Origin of the sequence: Pseudoselenomonas ruminis (genome assembly GCF_008271295.1) — a bacterium.
GTDB classification, from domain to species: domain Bacteria; phylum Bacillota; class Negativicutes; order Selenomonadales; family Selenomonadaceae; genus Selenomonas_A; species Selenomonas_A ruminis.
The window spans coordinates 1-21,003 of the sequence record NZ_VTOY01000003.1; the positions used below are offsets into that span (position 1 = coordinate 1).

16 protein-coding genes are annotated in these 21,003 nt (G+C 50.8%); 15 read left to right on the forward strand and 1 reads right to left on the reverse strand.

The window, feature by feature from the left end; genetic code table 11:
- Positions 1–155: 155 nt before the first annotated feature.
- From FZ040_RS05450 to FZ040_RS05470, 5 genes are all read left to right on the forward strand, one after another.
- Entirely contained in the window at positions 156–1,259 is a 1,104-nt protein-coding gene (locus FZ040_RS05450; protein WP_369407137.1) for an HD-GYP domain-containing protein, read from the forward strand.
- Positions 1,260–1,352: 93 nt separating this feature from the next.
- Complete coding sequence (locus FZ040_RS05455) at positions 1,353–2,666, forward strand: LCP family protein (protein ID WP_149171083.1); 1,314 nt, start codon at positions 1,353–1,355, stop codon at positions 2,664–2,666.
- Between the two features lie 70 nt (positions 2,667–2,736).
- Positions 2,737–4,716: a ribosomal protection-like ABC-F family protein gene (abc-f, locus tag FZ040_RS05460; protein WP_149171084.1), complete on the forward strand. Its 1,980-nt coding sequence runs from the start codon at positions 2,737–2,739 to the stop codon at positions 4,714–4,716.
- Positions 4,717–4,734: 18 nt separating this feature from the next.
- Complete coding sequence (recD2, locus tag FZ040_RS05465; protein ID WP_149171085.1) at positions 4,735–6,948, forward strand: SF1B family DNA helicase RecD2; 2,214 nt, start codon at positions 4,735–4,737, stop codon at positions 6,946–6,948.
- Positions 6,949–7,031: 83 nt separating this feature from the next.
- A complete protein-coding gene (locus tag FZ040_RS05470) occupies positions 7,032–7,838 on the forward strand; it encodes a hypothetical protein (RefSeq protein WP_149171086.1) in 807 nt (268 codons plus the stop codon).
- 64 nt (positions 7,839–7,902) lie between these two features.
- Here FZ040_RS05470 and FZ040_RS05475 read toward each other — a convergent pair whose 3' ends face one another.
- Complete coding sequence (locus tag FZ040_RS05475) at positions 7,903–8,097, reverse strand: hypothetical protein (RefSeq protein ID WP_149171087.1); 195 nt, start codon at positions 8,095–8,097, stop codon at positions 7,903–7,905.
- Between the two features lie 138 nt (positions 8,098–8,235).
- Between FZ040_RS05475 and FZ040_RS05480 the strand changes: the two genes are divergently transcribed.
- The 10 genes from FZ040_RS05480 to FZ040_RS05525 all read left to right on the forward strand — a co-directional run bounded on the left by FZ040_RS05480 (position 8,236) and on the right by FZ040_RS05525 (position 21,000).
- Entirely contained in the window at positions 8,236–8,925 is a 690-nt protein-coding gene (locus FZ040_RS05480; protein ID WP_149171088.1) for a response regulator transcription factor, read from the forward strand.
- Positions 8,922–10,550: a sensor histidine kinase gene (locus tag FZ040_RS14235; protein WP_255448768.1), complete on the forward strand. Its 1,629-nt coding sequence runs from the start codon at positions 8,922–8,924 to the stop codon at positions 10,548–10,550. Before FZ040_RS05480 ends, FZ040_RS14235 begins: the two co-directional genes overlap by 4 nt.
- Positions 10,551–10,594: 44 nt before the next feature.
- Positions 10,595–11,560 carry a type I phosphomannose isomerase catalytic subunit gene (locus tag FZ040_RS05490; RefSeq protein WP_149171089.1) on the forward strand — a complete coding sequence of 322 codons (966 nt, stop codon included), beginning with the start codon at positions 10,595–10,597 and terminating at the stop codon, positions 11,558–11,560.
- A gap of 7 nt (positions 11,561–11,567) precedes the next feature.
- Positions 11,568–12,917, forward strand: coding sequence for an MATE family efflux transporter (locus FZ040_RS05495; RefSeq protein ID WP_149171090.1), 1,350 nt, complete (start codon positions 11,568–11,570; stop codon positions 12,915–12,917).
- A 100-nt stretch (positions 12,918–13,017) separates the two neighbouring features.
- On the forward strand, positions 13,018–14,337 hold the full coding sequence (locus tag FZ040_RS05500) for a Na+/H+ antiporter NhaC family protein (protein ID WP_149171091.1): 1,320 nt from the start codon (positions 13,018–13,020) through the stop codon (positions 14,335–14,337).
- A 161-nt stretch (positions 14,338–14,498) separates the two neighbouring features.
- Positions 14,499–15,458, forward strand: coding sequence for an L-lactate dehydrogenase (locus FZ040_RS05505; protein WP_149171092.1), 960 nt, complete (start codon positions 14,499–14,501; stop codon positions 15,456–15,458).
- 141 nt (positions 15,459–15,599) lie between these two features.
- Positions 15,600–16,478, forward strand: a complete 879-nt coding sequence (locus FZ040_RS05510) for an aldose 1-epimerase family protein (protein ID WP_149171093.1) — start codon at positions 15,600–15,602, stop codon at positions 16,476–16,478.
- 667 nt (positions 16,479–17,145) lie between these two features.
- On the forward strand, positions 17,146–18,270 hold the full coding sequence (locus tag FZ040_RS05515) for an ABC transporter ATP-binding protein (RefSeq protein WP_149171094.1): 1,125 nt from the start codon (positions 17,146–17,148) through the stop codon (positions 18,268–18,270).
- Positions 18,263–19,912, forward strand: coding sequence for an ABC transporter permease (locus FZ040_RS05520; protein ID WP_149171095.1), 1,650 nt, complete (start codon positions 18,263–18,265; stop codon positions 19,910–19,912). Before FZ040_RS05515 ends, FZ040_RS05520 begins: the two co-directional genes overlap by 8 nt.
- Positions 19,913–19,953: 41 nt before the next feature.
- Positions 19,954–21,000: an ABC transporter substrate-binding protein gene (locus tag FZ040_RS05525; RefSeq protein ID WP_074514206.1), complete on the forward strand. Its 1,047-nt coding sequence runs from the start codon at positions 19,954–19,956 to the stop codon at positions 20,998–21,000.
- Positions 21,001–21,003: the final 3 nt, after the last annotated feature.

Genomic DNA, 21,003 nt, shown 5'->3' on the forward strand with positions numbered 1-21,003 from the left:
GTAGAAAGCATTCACATTTGTGGATGCTTTTTTTGTGTATTGCTTTTCATTTCGTTTGAAATACGTTATCATAATAGTAATGTAACTATGAATCTTTGGGGAGAAGGGATTGATAGACAATGCTACGCCTTCCGGTGAAAAATCTTAAGCAAGGTATGATAATCGCACAGAGTATCTATAATCGGCATGGTGCCTGTTATTTGGTTAAAGGGCAGCCAATTACTAACGAGTACATCCGGCAACTTGAGAAAATTGGGATTCCCACGGTAGCGGTTACTTCCGCCAATCCAAATTTCCAGTTGATGCCGCCAGAGGATATCGTCCAGGAAAAGACACGCATCAATGCTATCGAGAAGGTTTACGATACATTCCAAAGTGTTGAGGAACAGGGGCAGATCGATGTCGATGCTATGCAGGGCGTTTCGGAAAATATCATTTTCGATATCATCGATCGCAGGGAAAATCTTGTCCAGCTTACGGATATCCGCCTTCATGACACTTATACCTTTGCTCATAGCGTTAATGTAGCCATTTTGTCGGCAATGCTCGGGATGCTTTGCCATTATACCAAAAAAGAGTTGCTGCTGCTTACTTTAGGGGCGCTCCTTCACGACCTGGGAAAGATTAATGTTCCAGCGGCTATTCTGACAAAAACAACCGGTCTTTCGGACGAGGAGTTTTCTCTCATCAAACGTCATCCCTTAGATGGCGCCAAGCGCATCAAGGAAATGGAGCTTAGCCTGCCCTCGCCAGCTATTTTGGCAGCGATTGCCTCAGAGCATCACGAACATATTGATGGGCATGGATACCCGCGAGGCTTGAAAGCGGACCAGATTCACCGCTATGCCAAAATCGTTGCGATTGCGGATGTTTATGACGCTTTGACCAGTGAGCGTCCTTATAAGAAAGCGTATACCCCGAATATTGCCTATAATATTATGCGGAATGTCAATCAGGGGCAGTTTGACCAGGATTTGCTGACCTTGTTCTTTAACAATATATCCCTTTATCCGACAGGAACCGTGCTCAAGACGATTTATGGGTATGGTATTGTCAAGGAGTGCAGTTTTGGCAAGACGGAGACGCCGACGATTGTCCTGTTTGCCGATGAGGATGCGAATATTATAAGTGTTCCCCATACGATTGACTTGTCAAAAGATGTTGCAGGAAATCATGCGATATCGATGGTAATAAACGACAATGACCTGCGCCATTTCATTCATGAAATCAATATTGACCCATCAATTTATCTGGTTTGAGGGAATCTTTCGAAAAGGCCGTTTCCGTTTGCGGAGGGGGCCTTTTTTTGTTATACTAATGAAGTTAATATAAAAGCTAAGGAGCGCGATGGGATGCGGCAAAGACGCAGACAGAAACGCAGTTATAAACGCATCAAAATTGTTTTGATGATTCTGTTGGTAATACTGGTTGCTGTCATGGGAGTTGTCTGGGGACAACACGTAAAAGAACATAACCAGTCTGGAATCGAAGCGGCACTGTCCGATGATGAGATTGTCCATGTGATGATTTTGGGCATTGACAGCCGTCAGGGAGATACCGGCCGTAGTGATACGATGATGGTTACGGCTATTGATACCGATAAGGGCAAGGCCGCTCTTATGTCGGTGCCGCGCGATACGCGTGTTCCGATAGAGGGCCATGGCTACGAAAAAATCAATCATGCCTATGCGTATGGCGGGCAGGAACTCACGCAGAAATCTGTTGAGTCGCTGCTCGGCGTGAAGATTGACCATTATGTACTGATAAACACGACGGCTTTTGAACGCATTATCGATGCCTTAGGCGGTGTGGATATCAATGTAGAAAAGCGCATGCATTATGAGGACCCATGGGATGACAACGGGGGACTTGTTATTGACCTTTACCCGGGTGAGCAGCATATGGATGGCAAGAAGGCAATCCAATATGTGCGCTACCGTGATGGCGAGGGCGACATCGGCCGTATCGGCCGCCAGCAGAAATTTGTGAAGGCATGCCTTTCGAAGATGATTTCCCCGCAGATGCTGCCAAGACTGCCAAAGCTTATCGAAGAAATCAATTCAGCAGTAACGACGGATATGTCGCTGGCAGAGCTGCTGCGTTTTGCCAAGCTCATGAAGAGTGTTCATGATAATGGCCTTACGGCACAGATGGTTCCAGGTCAGCCGGCTTACCTGGAGGATGTCAGCTATTGGATTCCGGATATCACGGATTTGCGCCAGCTCATCATGGAAGAGTTGGGGCTCGAATTATCCGATGAAGCGAAGGCCAAGGCCCAGGCTGATGAAGATGAATACATGAAATCTTTGCCAAAGAACATGCAGATTTTGGCTCAGTCCAAGAATTCCTCAGGGAAAATCCAAGAGGATATGGCAGCTAAAGAGCAGGAGAAAAAGCCGATGAAGCCGTCGCAGATTTCGGTTATGGTTATCAACGACAGCGGTATCAACGGTGCTGGTGCGGAAGTAGCTGGTATCCTGCAGCGCAAGGGATTTGTCATTTCGGGCGTGGAAACGGGTATCACCAATTCCCGCACCCAGACGACGATTACGACTTCTACGCGCAATACCGACGTCTTTTACGGTATGCCGTTTAAGTGCGTGATTATGGATGGCGGCAGTTCGAATCAGGCGGTTGTTCATATTGGTGTGGATTATCGAAAATAAGCAGAGGATGACGGAGCTAGGCTCCGTCATCCTATATAAGACGAACAAATATTCTTGAGGTGAAATAATTTTGGGTATATTGAAAGTCAATGGACTGGCCAAGGCCTTTGGCATTGAAGAGTTATTCCATGATGTAAACTTTGAGGTAAGACGTGGTGAGCGCGTGGGATTTGTCGGGGCAAATGGCGCTGGCAAGAGTACGCTGATGAAAATCCTCATGGGACAGGTGGAGGCCGATGGCGGCCAGATTCAATTTGACAGTGCGGACACGATTGGCTATGTGGAGCAGCAGTCTGATTTTGGCGAAGGTACACTCTATGATGAATTCCGCCGTGCCTTTGATGACATCATCGAATTGGGTGAGCGCAAGCGGGCTTTGGAGAAGAAGATTGCGGTGGACCACGATGAGGAGACAATGGCTGCTTACAGCAAAGTGGTAGAGCAGTTCGAACGCCTCGAGGGCTATGATTATGAGAGTAGAATCCGCCGGGTTGCGTTTGGCCTTGGCTTCACCGAAGAAGATTTTGCCAAGGATGTTCAGCATTTTTCCGGCGGACAGAAGACGCGTATCTGCCTCGTAAAGGCCCTGCTGCGGGAGCCGGATTTCCTGTTCCTCGACGAGCCGACAAACCATTTGGACATCCACATGATTGAATGGCTCGAGGGCTTTTTAAAAAGCTATAACGGCGGTGTGCTGCTCATTTCGCATGACCGCTATTTCCTCGATAAAGTGGCAACCCGCATCATCGAATTGGAGAATAAAACGGTTACCAGTTATGAGGGCAATTACACGTATTTCATGAAGGTCAAGACGCAGCGCCGGGCCGCCTTGCAGTCAGCCTATGAAAAACAACAGGAGCACATCCGCAAAACGGAGGAATACATCCGCAAGTATAAGGCCGGTATCAAGTCAAAGCAGGCCCGCGGACGCCAGAGTCAGCTCAACCGCCTCGAGCGGATTGTCCTGCCACCGGAGGATGCTTCCTTTAACTATTTTGCGCTCAATACGCCGCCGGAATGTGCACAGCGTGTGGCCGAACTCGAAGATGTATCGATGTCCTTTGGCGCGCATGAAATTTTTCAGCACATTTCCCTGTTGATTCGAAACGGTGATGGTGTGGCGCTCGTCGGCCCGAATGGTGCTGGCAAAACTACGCTGTTGCGCGTGCTGGTAGGGGAACTGGAGTCGCCTACTGGCCGTGTCAAGATTGGCAGCCGCGTTAAAATCGGTTATTTCTCCCAGCAGCATGAAGGGCTCCATATGGAGAATACGGTTCTCGATGAAATCATGTATGAGTACGGTATTGGCGAAGAACAGGCACGCAAATACCTCGGGGCGTTTTTGTTCCATGGTGACGAAGTGCTTCGCCGCATTGGCGATATGTCCGGCGGTGAGCAGTCACGCGTGGCCTTTTTAAAACTCATGCTGACCGGTGCCAACTTTTTGGTGCTCGATGAGCCGACGAACCATTTGGATATTCCAGCCCGTGAGGCAGTCGAGGAAGCGCTCATGGCTTATCCGGGAACTTTCCTGGCGGTTTCGCATGACCGCTATTTCCTCGATAAGGTGGCAAATTGCACCCTTGAACTCGAAAATGGTTCTATCACGGAGTACATGGGCAATTACAGCTACTATCTGATGAAGAAAGAGCTGGCTGAAGCCGAAGCAGAGGAAGAACGGCTGGAGGCCGAAAAAGCTGCCAAGATTGCTGAAGCCCGCGAGAAGGAAAAACAGGCCAAGGCCAGAAAAAAGGCAGGCCTAAGTACAAAGCCTTCCGCGGAGGAGAAAGCCAAGGCAGAGGCAAAGCAACAGGCAGAACTTGGCCGCATTCAGAGCATGAGTGATGCCAAGCGGACGGAAATGATTCAGCGCGCCGAGGCCGAAATCGCTATGGCGGAAGCCGAACTCAAGGGGCTCGAGTACCAGATGAACGACCCGGCGGTTCAGGCCGACCCGGCCAAGAGCCAGGAAATCGCGGAAGCCTATGCGGCCAAGGAAGAAGAAATCGAGCAGCGCTATGAAAAATGGGAACGCCTGACGGAGGCATAAGGAAAGGAGCAGCAGGCTATGGCAAATTCGGAGTATCAGCAGATGGCATTGGGATTACAGGCTGAAGAAGAATTGGAAGGGCTTGTAGACAGTATCATCTTTGCCAGTGATGATGGGCAATTTGCCGTATTCCGCCTGCGGCCGTCACATCAGAACAGCCGCGTCAACGTAACGGTAAGTTCGGAACCGCCCTTGGTAGGGCAGCAGATTCACCTCAAGGGGAGCTGGATTACCCATCCGCGGTTTGGCCAGCAGTTCAAGGCTGTCAGTATGCGGCTGGAGGCGCCAACGAGTGTGGAGGGCATCGAACGATTCCTGGGTTCAGGCGTTATTGATGGCGTCGGACCGGCAATGGCCAAGCGGATTGTGGCCAAGTTTGGGGCGGATACGCTCGATATAATTGAAAAGAAGCCCCATCAGCTGGAATTGGTAGAGGGAATTGGACGCAAGACAGCCGAGAAGATTGCCGCTTCCTATATGGACCAGTCCGAACTCCGGGACATTATGGTCTGGCTCGAAAGCCATGGCGTTTCGGGTTCCTTTGCGGCGCGCATCTACAAGAAATACAGTTCCTTTGCGCTGGATATGCTCGAGAGTCATCCGTATCAGCTGGCACAGGAAATCGAAGGTATCGGCTTTGCCACGGCCGATGCCATTGCCGCCAGCCTGGGCATGACGAAAGATAACGAGGATCGCGTGGCGGCTGGCATTGATTACGCGCTGCAGCAGATTTCCCTGAACGGGCATTGCTGCATTCCTGAAGGGCCGTTGGTGGAAAAAGCGGCAAAGCTTTTGCAGGTAGACCGGGAAAGTGTCCGGAATGTCCTTAAAAAGCAGCTGGAAATGCAGCGGCTTTCGGTGGAATACGTGGGGGCGGAGGCGCTCATCTATCCGCCGTATCTCTACCGGGCCGAAAAGAAAGTGGCCAGAAAACTGCTGTATCTGCAAAAATATGCCAATCCGCTTTCGGTGGCCGATCCTGCTAAGCTTGTGACCGAATGGGAGACAATGACCGGGCTTGATTTGGCCAACGAGCAGCGCGAAGCCATGGCCGCGGTACTTACCCATGGCATCTTTGTATTGACCGGCGGACCGGGTACCGGCAAGACGACGGTCGTCCGCGGTATGCTCGATATGCTGGAACTGGCAGGGCTCGAAATCCTGCTCGGAGCACCGACGGGAAGGGCGGCAAAGCGTTTGGCAGAGGCAACGGGACGCAAGACCATGACCATCCATCGCATGCTGGAGGCACAGGGGGGACGGCAGGAAGATGGCGGCTCGATGTTTGCCAAGGATTCAGACGAGCAGCTCGAAGCTGATGCCATCATTCTCGATGAAGTTTCGATGATGGATATTGTGCTGATGCAGCACTTCCTCGAGGCCGTTCCCGATGGCTGTCATGTGATCCTCGTCGGGGACGTTGACCAGCTGCCAGCCGTAGGACCCGGTTCCGTATTAAAGGATATCCTGCGTTCGGGGACAATCCCCAGTGTGCGCCTGACGGAAGTATTCCGTCAGGATGAGGAAAGCACGATTGTGCTCAACGCTCATGCCATAAACGCCGGCCGTCTGCCCGAGTGCAGGCAGAGCGGAGATTTCCAGTTCATCGAGTGCCGTGATGCCCAGCAGACAGCCGAGGTAATTGTCCGCCTTTGCCAGGAATCCCTGCCGGCTATGGGATATAATCCCTTGACCGATGCGCAGGTGTTGTCGCCGATGCACCGGCAGGAATGCGGAGTAGCAAATCTCAACAAGCTGCTTCAGGAAGTTTTGAATCCCAAAAGTCCCCGTAAGGCGGAATTTGTCAACAGCGTGCAAACTTTCCGTTATGGGGATAAGGTCATGCAGACGAAAAACAATTATACAAAACAGGTATTCAATGGGGATATCGGTTTCATTACGGCCGTTGAACCCAGCCATATCACCGTGAAATTCAGCGAAGAAATCAGCGCGGATTACGAGAAAAGTGAACTTGGGGAGCTGATGCTGGCTTACGCCATGAGTGTGCATAAGAGCCAGGGCAGTGAATACCCGGTCATCATCCTGCCGCTTACGCCGGGACATCATATCATGCTGCAGCGCAATTTGCTCTATACAGCGGTGACCAGGGCCAAATGTCTCGTTATTTTGGTTGGCAGCAAGGGCGCCTTGTCGACGGCAGTAGAAAATGACCGCACGCGTAAGCGATATACATTGCTGGCTGAACGATTGAGCCAAAAGCTGGAAAGTTAATTATTTTAAGCCATAGGTCCCATTTACCCGAAACCATGCGAATGATAGAATAATAAGAGTGGTTCAATTCTAAGGGGGATACTATGTCTTTATTAACAATCATGTTGTTTTTGGCCTGTCCATTACTGGTTTTTGCCGTTGGTGGCATTTTCCTGCGCCGCCGCCGCTATCCGTTGGCTGCCCTGGCAGTGCTGCTGGGCGTGGTGGCTGCTGTTATTGGCGGTATCAATGGATTTCATGAGATGAAGGCGCAGGTCGTTCACGAGTACAGCCAGGAATTGGATGGCGAATACAAGGCTGCTTTGGCGAAGAAATACCAGCAGGCGCTGAGCATTTTGCAGGGACTGTCGTTTACGAAGCCGGACCCGGAGCAAATTGATAAAGCGCTGGAGCTGCTGCATGATTTTGATAGTGCGCAAATTGCGGAAAAGATGGCAGATGACTGCCCCAATGCCGATGCACTTATCACCTATGCCAAGGCGATGAAGCAGGTCAGTACGTATGGCGGTCACATGACGAATATGAATGTCAATGAAAATACGGAGCTGCAAAAGCTCGTAGCGTCGTTCCCCGAAAATTACAATGGTGTGCTGCAGGATAAGATTATTCCGTTCCGGCGGCTGATTATCGGCATGGAAAAGGAAGCCAAGAAACAGGCCAAACTTGATGCGGAAAATGCAGCGTCCCATAAACAATCGATGAAGGAAGGGCAGTATGGCAACATTCGCCCCGGTGACCCCGAGGAAAAGATTTCTGCGGCTATGGGACAGCCTGACCATGTAAATTCGAGCAAGACCAGCGATGGTGAAATCAAGCAATACGTGTTCAATCACAACGGCAAGAATTTTTATGTTTATACCAAAAACGGTGTAGTTACGGAAGTCCGTTAAATACGAACCCCCGCCAGCTCGTAGTGAGCCGGCGGGGTTTTTGTCATTGCCGTTGGCAGATATTTTATTTGTCACCACGGAAGCAGCCGTGACCGTGACGGCCGTGATTCTTTCCATCCGCATTCGGGCAGTCGTTATGCTGGCGGCAGTAGCCTGGGCCATAGTCATTTGCATCCTTGCTGCTGGATGCGGCAAAAGCCGGAACGGCAGTGAGTACCATAAGGCCGGTGAGAAGTGCAGCAAATTTCTTTTTCATCATAAATTCCTCCTGAAATATGGGTTGTTTTTCTTTTCTGGGTTTAGTATAACAGGCAGTTGTGACAAAACTGTTACAGAAAAATTTATTTTTTATTTTCAGAGAGAACCCTTATAATGGTTTGTTGGAGGAGGCGGTGCTATGCGGCTTTTGATTGCGGACGATAATGACGCAATTCGCGATATACTGGATAATTTTGCACGTGCGTCCGGCTATGAAACCGTTCTAGCGGTAGACGGACAAGATGTTTTAGATAAAATGGCAGCAGGGGGAATCGACCTTATCCTGCTCGATGTCATGATGCCGAAAATTGATGGCTTTGAAGTCTGCCGGAAAATCCGGGAGCAGTGTGAGGTGCCGATTATCATGATAACGGCCCGCGGTGAGGATTATGACCGGATCATGGGGTTGGAAATCGGAGCCGACGATTATGTCGTGAAACCTTTTTCAGCACCTGAGGTCATGGCGCGGGTCAAAGCGGTGCTTCGGCGGCTTCAGCTGACACAGCGCGAGACGCCGACGGCAAGCGGCCGGATGATGGGAAATATGGTTTTCGATGAACAGCGCGGCGTTGTTTCCGTAAATGATAAGAGCGTTAGGCTGACGCATAAGGAGTTTGATATCCTCAGGCTGCTGGCGGAATATCCGGAGCAGTTGTTTTCCCGGGACAAGTTATTGGATACGGTTTGGGGCTATGATTACACGGGGGATATCCGCACCGTGGATACCCATATCCGGCGCTTGCGGGCAAAGCTGGAGCAGGCAGGCCTGGAAGGCTGCACAATCGGTACGGTTTGGGGGCGTGGCTACCGCTTGGAGGTTCAGGCATGAGGAAAAAACGTCTGACCAAACGACTGATTCTTTATTTTTCGGTGACGCTGATTTTGTTTGCGCTCATTATGGGAAGCGTGTTTTCGTGGCTGTTTACTCATTACAATCAGCATGCGCATGAAGAAGAAACCATGCAGCGGGCGATGACGCTTGCTGCCGCTATTCCGGCGATGAAAGACAGCGGGCAGTTTTTGGATGCAGCTGACGAGGCTGCCGATGATGAAGGCCGTGAACGTACGGCACCGATGATGCGTCATGGCCATCATGGCCGGATGATACATCAGGGAGCACAGGAAAATGGCTCGGTTAACCGGGAGATGGACTGGTGCCGGAAGCAGTATAGCGTTCACGATTCGGCGGGCAAGGAAATGGCCAAACGGGCTGGCGAATTTTTGCAGCAGCTCGATTCGCTGGCGCAGGGAAAAGTATGGCTCGTGGCGGAAAAAAGCCATACCATTTTGGCTTATGGCGACAATACCGGGGAGGAACGCGGTCAATTGCCGGTTCCGGTCAACGAGGTGCTGCAACAGGTACTCGCGGGCCAGACAGCTGTGAGCCACGATTTTGGCGACTTATTGGATACGCCAGCGGTTACCGTTGGCGCTCCGATTAAAGATAAGGAAGGCAATGTGGTGGGGGCGGTGCTGATCCATCGTCCTTTAAAGGAGCTGCAAAATACGATTAACGGCGGCCTTCGCCTGCTGGCCCTGTCGGTAGTGCTGGCACTGCTTTTGGCGGGGATGCTGGCGGTGTTGTTGGCCCGCCGGTTTATCCGTCCGCTTTATCGCATGCAGCATGTTTCCCAGGCGTTTGCGCAGGGCAAATATGACGAGCGGACAGGAATCCGCCAGCAGGATGAAATCGGGATGCTGGCGGCGGACATCGATATGCTCGGGAGCAAACTAGCTCAGGCCGAGCAGGAACGCGCCGAGCTTTCCCGCAAGCGGCAGGATTTTTTGGCGGCAGTTTCGCATGAATTGCGGACGCCGCTGACGGTTCTTCGCGGTACCGTGGAGCTCTTGTTTTCAGGATTGGTAACCGAAAAAGCGGAGCGGCAGAAATATCTTAATCAAGTCATGAGCAATCTGTCGGCATTAGAACGGCTGGTAGGCGATTTGCTGGAACTAACGCGGCTTAGAAATACGGGTTTTTCGGTGGGAAAAGAGCCGCTTAATCTTTGTGATGCTTTTGCCGAAGCCGCCGAACAGATGCAGACTGCGGCGGGGCAGAAGAATTTGCAGCTGCGGGTAGATTTTGATGGCCCGCTGCCAATCGAGGGAGATTATGGGAGGCTTCGCCAACTCATGTTAATCCTGCTGGATAATGCGGTGAAATTTTCGGCTGCTGGCGGCGAAATCCTGTTGCAGGGAAGACGGCAGGGAAGAAACTGGCAGGTCGTAGTGGAGGACCATGGCTGCGGCATTGCGCCGGAGGAACTTCCGCATATTTTTGACCGGTTCCGGACCAATCGGCAGCGCAATGAACAGGGGACTGGTTTGGGCCTTGCCATTGCGCGGGAGATTGCTGGCCGTCATGAAATTGCGATTACCTGTGAAAGCGAGCTTTCCAAGGGAACAAAGTTTATTCTTACAGGAATTTTGCCTATGGCAAAAATTGAACAATAGCGTTAAAATTATTGGTATGTATTATGATGAGGAGGGCTTCTTTGATGTTATATCCGATGAAGTTGGAAGCACCATTAAAAGATTATCTTTGGGGCGGTACGCGCCTTAAAGACGAGTTCGGAAAAGAGACAAAGCTGGATAAGGTGGCTGAGAGCTGGGAGCTTTCCTGCCATAAAGATGGCCAAAGCATTATAACAAATGGCGAGGCCGCCGGGCAGACGCTGGCGGAGTGGCTGAAAAAAGCGGGCAGTGGCGTCCTGGGCAGCAAGGCCGAGAAATTTCCGTATTTCCCATTGCTCATCAAATTTATCGACGCCAAGCAGAGCCTCTCAGTGCAGGTTCATCCGGATAATGACTACGCCATGCGGGTTGAGGGAGAATACGGCAAGACCGAGATGTGGTATATTGTCGATTGTGAACCGGGAGCAGGCCTGCTTTACGGCTTTAACCGTGAGCTTACGAAAGAGGAGTTTAAGCGCCGCATCGAGGACAACACACTGCTCGAGGTATGCAACCGCGTTCCCGTTCATAAGGGCGATGTGTTTTTCATCGATTCGGGCACCCTTCATGCGATTGGCGAAGGGATTTTGATTTGTGAGATTCAGCAGAGTTCCAACTCGACCTATCGCATTTACGATTATGGCCGGGTCGGCAGTGATGGCAAGCCACGGGAGCTTCATGTCGATAAAGCCCTGGATGTGACCAAGCTCGAAGTTCCGAAGCGCGGAACGAAGCCGCTGGCTCATATCGATATCATTCCCGGTGCGAAGATGGAGCTTTTGGCTCAATGTGAGTACTTTACCGTTTACCATGGCGAGTTGATGGATTTGTGCAGCCTGACTGCGGGCCGCGATTCGTTCCAGTGCCTTACGGTGCTGCAGGGAAATATGCGCGTGGTAAAAGGCGGTCACGAACTCGAACTTTCGAAAGGGGATACGGTATTTTTGCCGGCAGGTCTTGGCGATTATTCCCTGGTTGGCCAGGCTGAATTTATTTTGAGTAAGTTGTAATAGGAAAATGAGAGAAAAACATACAATTGATATGCTTCATGGGCCGTTGGTAAAACCTATGGTCCTTTTTGCCCTGCCGCTGGCATTGACGGGGATTTTGCAGCAGCTCTTCAATACGGCTGACGTGCTGGTGCTGGGGCAATTCGTAGGAACTACGGCGTTAGCGGCCGTGGGCAACAATTCCCCGATTATCGGCCTCTTGGTCAATCTCTTTATGGGCGTGTCGTTGGGAGCCAATGTGGTCATTGCCCGGTTCATCGGCGCCCATAACCTCAAGGAGACGACGCAGGCGGTGCATACGTCGTTTTTGCTGGCTTTGATTTTGGGCGTGGCCATGGCGGTACTTGGAGAGCTTATGGCGGCTCCCATGCTGCAGGCGCTCGGCGTTCCCGCGGAAGTCATGCCGTCGGCGGAGTTGTATCTTCGCGTATATCTTCTCGGTATGCCTGCCATGGGGCTCTATAATTTTGAGTCGGCGATTTTCCGGAGCCGTGGTGATACGCAGACACCGCTGAAGGCATTGGCTGTGGCCAGTGTCTTGAATATCGTGCTGAATCTGGCGGCGGTAACTGTAGTGGATTGGGGAATTGCTGGCGTGGCAGCGGCCACAGCGATTTCCAGTTATGTCAGTGCCTGGATGCTTTACGACAACCTCTGTCATGCGCATGGCATTATCCGCATCGAACCCGGTGCTATCCGCATGATATCTTCTTATGCCAAAGAGATTCTGCGGATTGGTGTTCCAGCGGGAATCCAGGGAATGGTCTTCTCACTTTCGAATCTCGTCATTCAGGCGGCCATCAATAGTCTCGGAGAAGAAGTCATGGCGGCTTCGGCCTCGGCTTTTATCATCGAAATCAACATCTATGTGTTCCTGGTGGCTTTCGGCCAGACCGTTACGACCTTTGTGAGCCAGAATTACGGTGCTGGCAATTTGCCCCGCTGCCGGAAGGTCACTAAGGTGGGCATGCAGGTCGCCATGGCGGTCATTGTCGCTTTGTCCGGAATGGCCTGCCTGTTTTCGGATGAACTGTTGGCATTGTTCAATGGAGCCGCGGCAGTTATTGAGATTGGCCGCATCCGTGTATGGTATATCGTCGGGTTTTATTTTGTCTGCGTGTTTATCGAGGGATTGTCAGGAGCCATGCGCGGCTATGGGTATTCCCTGCCGCCGGCGCTGTTGATGCTCGGCACGGTCTGCGGCGTGCGCATCGTATGGATTTATACGGTCTTTGCCGCCAATCCTTCGTTTAAGACCATTATGCTGTGCTATCCAATCAGTTGGACGGCTACCGCAGTACTGCTCGTAGTAATCTATCGGTTCTACCGGAAACATATTAAGGTGATTCACGTCTAAGATGCGAATGGGATTTTTCCTAACATAGTCTTGCCTGAGTGAATCTTCCTGCGTATAATATTGAACGGTATAGTATAACGAGGAAAAGGAAGATGTAACTATGGAACAGAATACAAGCCAGCCAAAAGCCCGCGGGATTGCACTGCTGCCAATACTCGTGTTTTTGGTGCTTTATTTGGGTGCTGGTATTTGGTATGAGTATATTGCCCCGATTGAGGGGAAAATGGGATTCTATGTGATGTCCGTTGTCGTTGCCTTTGGCGTGGCCCTTATCGTGGCCTTCCTGCAGAACCGGAAGCGTCAGTTTATCGGCAATATCCAGCTTTGCGCCAAGAGCATTGGTGATGTCAACATCACGATTATGCTGTTCATCTTTTTGATGGCCGGTGCCTTTAGCGGCATTGCCAAGGCGGCGGGCGGCGTGGAAAGTACGGCTCATCTGCTGCTCAATCTCGTCCCGGCAGCCTTTGCCATCCCGGGGCTGTTTATCATTGCTTGTCTGATTTCGATGTCGATGGGAACGAGCGTGGGAACGATTACGGTATTGGTGCCGATTGCGGCGTCGGTTGCCGAGAGCGCAGGATTCAGCCTGCCGCTTATCGTTGGCACCGTGGTGGGCGGCGCCATGTTCGGCGATAATCTTTCCTTTATTTCCGATACTACCATTGCCGCTACGCGCACGCAGGGAACCCGCATGCAGGATAAATTCTTTGCCAACCTCAAAGTGGCTCTGCCCGCAGCGCTGGTTACGCTGGCCGTGCTCATAGCAGGCGCATTCAATAGCAATGTTGCTGAGCTTGGGGCGTTTGAATATTCGCCGCTCTTGGCGATGCCATACTTTATCGTATTGGTATTGGCCATTACCGGGATGAATGTCTTCACGGTGCTCGGAACGGGCATATTCCTGTTCTTCGTGCTGGGAATTGCCACTGGCGTAACGAACTTTTCTGAGGCGTTTTCGGCTATGGGCGTTGGCACCAATGGCATGTTTGAGACGATGATTGTCACGATACTCGCGGCGTCAATCAGTGCGATTATGCGTGATGGCGGTGGGTTTGAGGCCATTCTGTCCTTTATTCGCAGCAATTTCAAGGGTATCCGTGGTGGCCGGCTGGGCATTGGCTTATTGACCGTGCTCATGGACATCGCTACGGCAAACAACACGGTGGCTATCGTGGTGGCTGGTCCGATTGCCAAGACCATCAGTGAGGAATACGGCATCGACCCGAAGGACAGTGCTTCGATTCTCGATACCTTTTCGTGCATTACCCAGGGCATCATCCCTTATGGCGCCCAGCTATTGATTGCTTCGGCCCTGGCGGGAATCACCAGCCTTAGCATCATTCCGTTTCTCTTTTATCCGTTCTTTTTGGCCGCATCCGTTAGTCTTTGGATTTTGTTGTCGGCCAAAAAAGCTTGAGCTATTTTGAAGGGGCTGTGAAAGGCCTGTGGTTAACAAACTGCAGGTTTTTCGCAGCCCTTTTTTCGGTAAACGAGAAAAGAATCTTTACATATTTGGGTAAAATGTTTCTTTACAGAGGAATATGTGTTACAATGTGCTTTAAAGGGGGATGTGTAAAGATGTTAAAAACGCATAAGTTAGCAATTATTGGTCTGGGACATGTCGGTTCGGCCGTGTTGGCAAGGGCGATTGCCTGCCAGCTGGCTGCTGAAATTGTTTGCATAGACATCAAGCCGGAGGTAGCACATGGTGAAGCGGTGGATGCGACGCATTCTATTGCGTGTGCATTGACGCCGAATGTCCATGTATACTCGGGCGGTTTTGAGGAAGTGAAAGACGCGGATGTCATCATTTGCGCAGCTGGTCCGAGTATCTTGCCGGGCGGTGTTATGGACCGCCTGACGCTGGCCAAGGAAAATATTGCCGTTATTCGCAGCATCATGACGGAAGTTACGAAATATACGCGCGAGGCTGTTTTCATCATGATTACCAACCCGCTCGATGTCACGACCCATGTGGCGGCTACAGAGTTCGGTTATCCGGAAGGCCGCCTTTTCGGTACGGGCACGACGCTGGAGACGCTGCGATTTAAGAGCATTCTCGGCGCGCACTATCATGTGGACCCAACCGATGTGCAGGGATATATGTTAGGCGAGCATGGCAACTCGGCTTTCCCGGCTTGGAGCACGGTCAGCATCGGTGGCGTACCGCTGGAAAAACTGGATGATTTCTTCGAGCATGAGGAAGGCTTTGATTGTGAGAAAGTCGGCGGCGAGGTCGTCAATACGGCTTATGATGTCCTCAATTCCAAGGGCTGGACTAATACGGGCATTGCTATGGGAGCCTGCCGCCTGGCCAAAGCAGTGCTCTATGATGAGCATGCCGTGCTGCCGGTATCGATGCCGTTTTCCGGTGAGTATGGCATTGAGGATGTATCGCTTTCCCTGCCGAGTGTCATCGGCAAGGAGGGCGTGCTCAAGCGCGTGCCGCTGCCGCTTCCAGCAGAGGAGGAAGACGCGCTTCGCAAGAGTGCCAAGAGCGTAAAAGCCGTTCTTCGTGGCAATGGCGTTATTGCGTGATGATTCGTAAATAGCGAAGGCTGAATTTGACGGGGCATTGCCTCGTCAAATTTTTTGGGAAAAGTTTAGCAAAATTTGGAAACCTGTTTCGGTTTTTTCATGGTAGAATAGATAGCAGATAAACGAAGGGAGTTTTTTCGGATGCTTTATACGCTGGAAAACAAAAAGCTCTGTGTGCTGGTGCGCAGTCAGGGCGCAGAACTGCGGTCCATCAAGGAGCGCGAAGATGAAACGGAATATCTTTGGGACGGCAACCCCGAGTGGTGGAAATACAGCTCGCCGGTACTCTTCCCGATTGTCGGCAAACTGCTGGATGGCAAATATACGGTCGATGGCCAGGAATATAAACTGCCGGGCCATGGACTCGGGCGCATTTCGGAATTTGAGCTCGTATCGCGAGAGGAGACGCGCATCGAGTTTGCGCTGAAATGGACGGAAGACACGCTCAAGGTCTACCCGTGGAAATTCCAGCTGAATATTGCCTATGAGTTGGATGACAACCAGATTAAAGTCATTTGGAAGATACAGAACCTCGATGACAAGCACATGGTTTATTCCATTGGTTCGCATGGCGCCTTCCGCTGCCCGATTGTGGCCGGGGAGAGCTTTGACGATTGCTATTTGGAATTTAATGCGAGCGAGGACATGAAGAACCTCCCGATTGACAGCAAGGGACAGATTCAGCACGAATACGGCGACCAGGCAGTCAAAGGCACGAAACTGCCGCTTAACTATGAGATGTTTAAACATGATGCGCTGGTCTATGATGCACAGAAATCCGACACGGTCAGCATCTGCTCCACCAAGAGCGATAAAAAAGTGACGGTTCAGGCGAAGGGATTCCCGTACTGGGGTTACTGGACGCCGGACAAGGGCGGCGCGCCGTTCCTCTGCATCGAACCGTGGCATGGACATGCGGATTACGTTGACTTCCAGGGCGACTTCAAGGACAGGGAAGGCAGCGAGACGCTGGCACCGGGCGAAGAAAATAAAATCAGCTATACGATAACGATTGGCTGAGGACAGAAAGAGGTCTGTTGACGCAGAGGGTTGGCGGACCTTTTGTTTGATTATATTGCATGGTAATTGCAATAGATATACAACGCAGGCGGCTGACAAGTCATTTTTTGACAAGTCAGCCGCCTGCGTTGTTATTGTCTCACTGAAGGCTTCATGCTATAATATGCCTGGCAGGAAATCCTGTCAGGCCACCAGATACGGTAGGCGGATTATTTGCAACGTACACCCTCGCAGAAAGGTGCTTTGAGGCCAAGCGTAAGCGTGGTCGATTGGTCAACCCGAAGTGGAGGTGTTACCGATAGATGCGGACACGCTGAAGCTTCTGCTTCTCCTGCTCCTCATTATAGAGGTAAAAAAGAAATAACCGCCGATCCCTTACCTCCGGCGGTTATTCTAACTAGAATAGATTAACCATCGAGCGAGGGAATAATCCGTCTATCGGTGGCTTTTTTCTTATCTTTATTATAGCGGCTGTAGATGTTTTTTTCAATATCTGCTTGTTTATTCTTGCACGTTCAAACACGCATGAACCAACCTCTTTCCTGAGATGTTGGTTCATTTTTTCGGATAATTGTGCATTATTTTGGATTGTTAGCTATTTATTTAACCGTTATTATATAAATGTAATAACAAACAAAGTAATACACGATGAACGGAGGCGTTGCATATGAGTGTGGCGATAAATGTGGATAATGTGGTCAAGAAGTACGGAGACCTGACGATTATCCCTGGGCTTACGGAACACATAAAAAATGGTGAATTTTTCACGCTCCTTGGGCCATCAGGCTGTGGCAAGACAACGCTTCTGCGCATGATTGCCGGATTCAACAGCATTGAGGGCGGTGAAATAAAGTTCAATGAGCAGGTCATCAACGATATCCCAGCCCATAAGCGCAATATCGGCATGGTTTTCCAGAGTTATGCGATATTTCCGCATCTGACGGTGCGGGAAAATGTTGAATATGGCTTGAAACTTCGCAAGATGCCGAAGGATGAAATGAAGAAAAAGGTGGATAAGATTCTCGATGTGGTTCAGATTACCGAGTATCAGGACCGCCTGCCAGAGCGTCTGTCGGGCGGCCAGCAGCAGCGTGTAGCGCTGGCCCGCGCCATCGTCATCCATCCGAGTGTATTGCTGATGGATGAGCCGCTGTCGAATCTCGATGCCAAGCTGCGTGTGGAAATGCGCTCGGCAATTCGGGAGGTACAGAAACAGGTCGGAATCACTACGGTTTACGTCACCCATGACCAGGAAGAGGCACTGTCGATTTCGGACCGCATCGCGGTCATGAAAAAGGGCGTTATCCAGCAGACGGCTTCGCCGCATACGATTTATACGCGGCCGTATAACGTATTCGTTTCGACCTTTATTGGTCATTCCAATCTGTTCAAAGGTCATATCGAAGCCGCAGGCAGCGAAAAGACGGTGGTATTTGCCGATGGCTATAAGATGAACATGACGACGCTGAGCGAGGAAGCTGCCGATGGGCAGGAGGTTGTCATTTCGGTCCGCCCGGAGGAATTTTCGATATGCCGCGAGGGCGAAGGTGTCCGCTGCAAGGTCGCAACGAAGGTATTCTTAGGCAAATATGTCAATTACAGTCTGGAATTTCCCGAGGAGATGCTGGTTCCTGACCAGCCATCCATCGAATACAGCCAGGACCTCGGCCATGCCGAGAAACTACTGGAAGTAGGCGATACCGTTTATCTGAAACCAAATGCCATGAAAATCAACATTTTTGTAGCCGATGGCAGCCGCAGCTTGATGGAAGGTGTGGTGGAAAATGAATAAACGATTTCAATGGGATTTTTGGGCGTGGATTACGCTGTTGTCCATCGTAGTCTTTGGCCTGTTTTTGATCTATCCATTGTTCTCCCTGTTTGTCAGCGCCTTTCAGGATGCGGCGACGGGAAATTGGTCGATGCAGAACTTCATTCATTTCTTTGAGCGGAAATATTACTATCAGTCCATGATAAACAGCTTTACCGTTACGACCAGTGTCACAGTGCTGGCCGTTATAATCGGCACGGCGTTGGCGTATTTCATGACGCTTTATCGCGTGCGCTGCAAGAGTATCGTGGAAATCTGCATCATCATTTCCTTGTTATCGCCGCCGTTTATCGGTGCTTATTCCTGGATTTTGATTGGCGGCCGCAGTGGTATTTTGACGCGCTATCTGGCAGAATACGGCATTAACTTTCCGTCTATCTACGGATTTGCTGGAATCCTGCTCGTGCTCACGCTGAAACTTTATCCGTTTATTTACCTCTATGTGGCCGGCGCGATGAAAAATATCGACTCGGCACTTATCGAGGCAGCCGAGAGCCTTGGCTGCAGTGGCATCCGCAAGGTGGTAACGATTATCCTGCCACTGATTACGCCGACAATTCTGGCCGGAGCCTTGATGGTTTTTATGAACGCCATGGCAGATTTCGGTACGCCAATGCTGATTGGTGAGGGCTTCAATGTCATGCCGGTCATGATTTATTCGGAGTTCATCAACGAGGTCGGTGACCAGGCTAATTTCGCCGCGGCGATGGCAGCAATCATGGTCCTTATCACTTCGACGATTTTCATGCTGCAGAAATATGTTGTCAATCGCAAGTCATTTACGATGAGTTCTCTTCGTCCGATGCAGACGGGGGCACTTCACGGTGTCAAAAATGTGGTCATGCATGCCTGCATTTATCTGCTCGTGGCGCTGTCGATGATTCCGCAGCTCGTGGTCATCTATACCTCGTTCCTCAAGACAAATGGTTCGATTTTCGTGGACGGCTATTCGCTTGACAGTTATATCCGGATTTTCAATGAACTGGGAACGGCGATTTCCAACACGTATATTTTCAGTACCGCAGCGATGGCAGCTATTGTGTTCCTGGGCATGACGGTGGCGTATCTTACGACGCGCCGCAAGAGCTGGCTCACGGATATCATCGACACGCTTACGATGTTCCCCTACATCATCCCCGGGTCTGTCCTTGGTATCACGCTGCTTTTGGCATTTAATGAAGAACCGATGCTGCTGTCGGGGACGGCGCTCATCATCATCATTTCGCTGGTCATCCGGCGTCTGCCATATACGCTGCGTTCGAGTTCGGCTATCCTCTATCAGTTGAGTCCGAGTCTGGAGGAAGCTTCGATAAGCCTCGGCGCCTCGCCGGTAAAGACATTCTTCAAGGTTACGGCGGTCATGATGCTGCCCGGTGTCATGAGCGGTGCAATCATTTCCTGGATTACCGCTATCAATGAATTGAGTTCTTCGGTTATCCTGTTTACTGGTGCCACTAAGACCATGTCGGTTGCCATCTATACGGAAGTCATCCGTGCCAGCTACGGTACCGCGGCGGCACTGTCGACAATTCTTACGTTAACGACCATCACGGCTATGGTGATATTCTTCAAGGTATCCGGCCGCCGCGATGTCACGTTATAAATCAATCCATGAGGTTATAGGGAACAAAGGAGGAATTATTCATGAAACTCAAAAAGATTATTGCTACGCTTTTGGGCGCGGCAATGCTGACTACCTGCTTCGCCGGCTGCGGCGGTGATAAACAGGCCGCCAAGGGTTCAGCCGGCAGTGGTGATGATGAAAACAAAATTGTCATCTACTGCCCGCATCCGCTGTCCTTCATCAATCCGCTCGTGGAAGAGTTTGAAAAGGAAAGCGGCGTCAAAGTGGAAGTCGTAGCAGCAGGTACCGGTGAGCTCTTAAAACGCGTGGAGTCCGAGAAAGCCAATCCGCTGGCCGATATCTTCTGGGGCGGTTCGCTTTCGACGATGAAACCGAAGGCTGACCTTTTTGAGCAGTATAAATCGGTCAACGAAGACCATATCCAGCAGGCCTTCAAGAACGAAGAGGGTTCCATCACCCGCTTCACGGATATCCCGAGTGTCATCATGGTCAATACCGATCTCATTGGCGACATCAAGGTTGAGGGGTACGAAGACCTCCTGAATCCGGCCCTCAAGGGCAAAATCGCCATGGCTGACCCGTCGAAATCCTCGTCCTCCTATGAGCATCTCATCAACATGCTCTATGCAATGGGCAAAGGCAATCCGGATAACGGCTGGGACTACATCAAGAAATTCTGTGCCAACCTCGATGGCAAACTGCTCTCCGGTTCGTCGGCTGTCTACAAAGGCGTAGCTGATGGTGAATATGCAGTTGGCTGCACCTTCGAAGAAGGCGGCGCAAAATATGTAGCCGATGGTGCGCATGTAAAACTCGTTTACATGAAAGAGGGCGTTATCTCCAAACCGGATGGCATCTACATCATCAAAAATGCCAAACACATGGAAAATGCGAAGAAGTTCATCGATTTCATCACGAGCAAAAATGCTCAGACGCTGATTACACAGAAACTGCATCGCCGCAGTGTCCGTGACGACGTCCCGGCACCAGTAGGCCTCCTCGAAAAATCGCAAATCAACACGATTACGGACAATGAGGAAGTCGTCAACAAGAACAAGAAATCCTGGCTGGATAAATTCAAGGATATCTTCACTAGCGTACAGTAACAT

Coding starts and splice junctions, on each gene's coding strand:
- FZ040_RS05520 (WP_149171095.1), top strand. CDS start 18,263: ATGAATAAACGATTTCAATGGGATTTTTGGGCGTGGATTACGCTGTTG.
- FZ040_RS05500 (WP_149171091.1), top strand. CDS start 13,018: ATGGAACAGAATACAAGCCAGCCAAAAGCCCGCGGGATTGCACTGCTG.
- FZ040_RS05480 (WP_149171088.1), top strand. CDS start 8,236: ATGCGGCTTTTGATTGCGGACGATAATGACGCAATTCGCGATATACTG.
- FZ040_RS05470 (WP_149171086.1), top strand. CDS start 7,032: ATGTCTTTATTAACAATCATGTTGTTTTTGGCCTGTCCATTACTGGTT.
- FZ040_RS05525 (WP_074514206.1), top strand. CDS start 19,954: ATGAAACTCAAAAAGATTATTGCTACGCTTTTGGGCGCGGCAATGCTG.
- FZ040_RS05475 (WP_149171087.1), bottom strand. CDS start 8,097: ATGATGAAAAAGAAATTTGCTGCACTTCTCACCGGCCTTATGGTACTC.
- FZ040_RS14235 (WP_255448768.1), top strand. CDS start 8,922: ATGAGGAAAAAACGTCTGACCAAACGACTGATTCTTTATTTTTCGGTG.
- FZ040_RS05515 (WP_149171094.1), top strand. CDS start 17,146: ATGAGTGTGGCGATAAATGTGGATAATGTGGTCAAGAAGTACGGAGAC.
- FZ040_RS05510 (WP_149171093.1), top strand. CDS start 15,600: ATGCTTTATACGCTGGAAAACAAAAAGCTCTGTGTGCTGGTGCGCAGT.
- FZ040_RS05455 (WP_149171083.1), top strand. CDS start 1,353: ATGCGGCAAAGACGCAGACAGAAACGCAGTTATAAACGCATCAAAATT.
- FZ040_RS05505 (WP_149171092.1), top strand. CDS start 14,499: ATGTTAAAAACGCATAAGTTAGCAATTATTGGTCTGGGACATGTCGGT.
- recD2 (WP_149171085.1), top strand. CDS start 4,735: ATGGCAAATTCGGAGTATCAGCAGATGGCATTGGGATTACAGGCTGAA.
- FZ040_RS05490 (WP_149171089.1), top strand. CDS start 10,595: ATGTTATATCCGATGAAGTTGGAAGCACCATTAAAAGATTATCTTTGG.
- FZ040_RS05450 (WP_369407137.1), top strand. CDS start 156: ATGATAATCGCACAGAGTATCTATAATCGGCATGGTGCCTGTTATTTG.
- FZ040_RS05495 (WP_149171090.1), top strand. CDS start 11,568: ATGAGAGAAAAACATACAATTGATATGCTTCATGGGCCGTTGGTAAAA.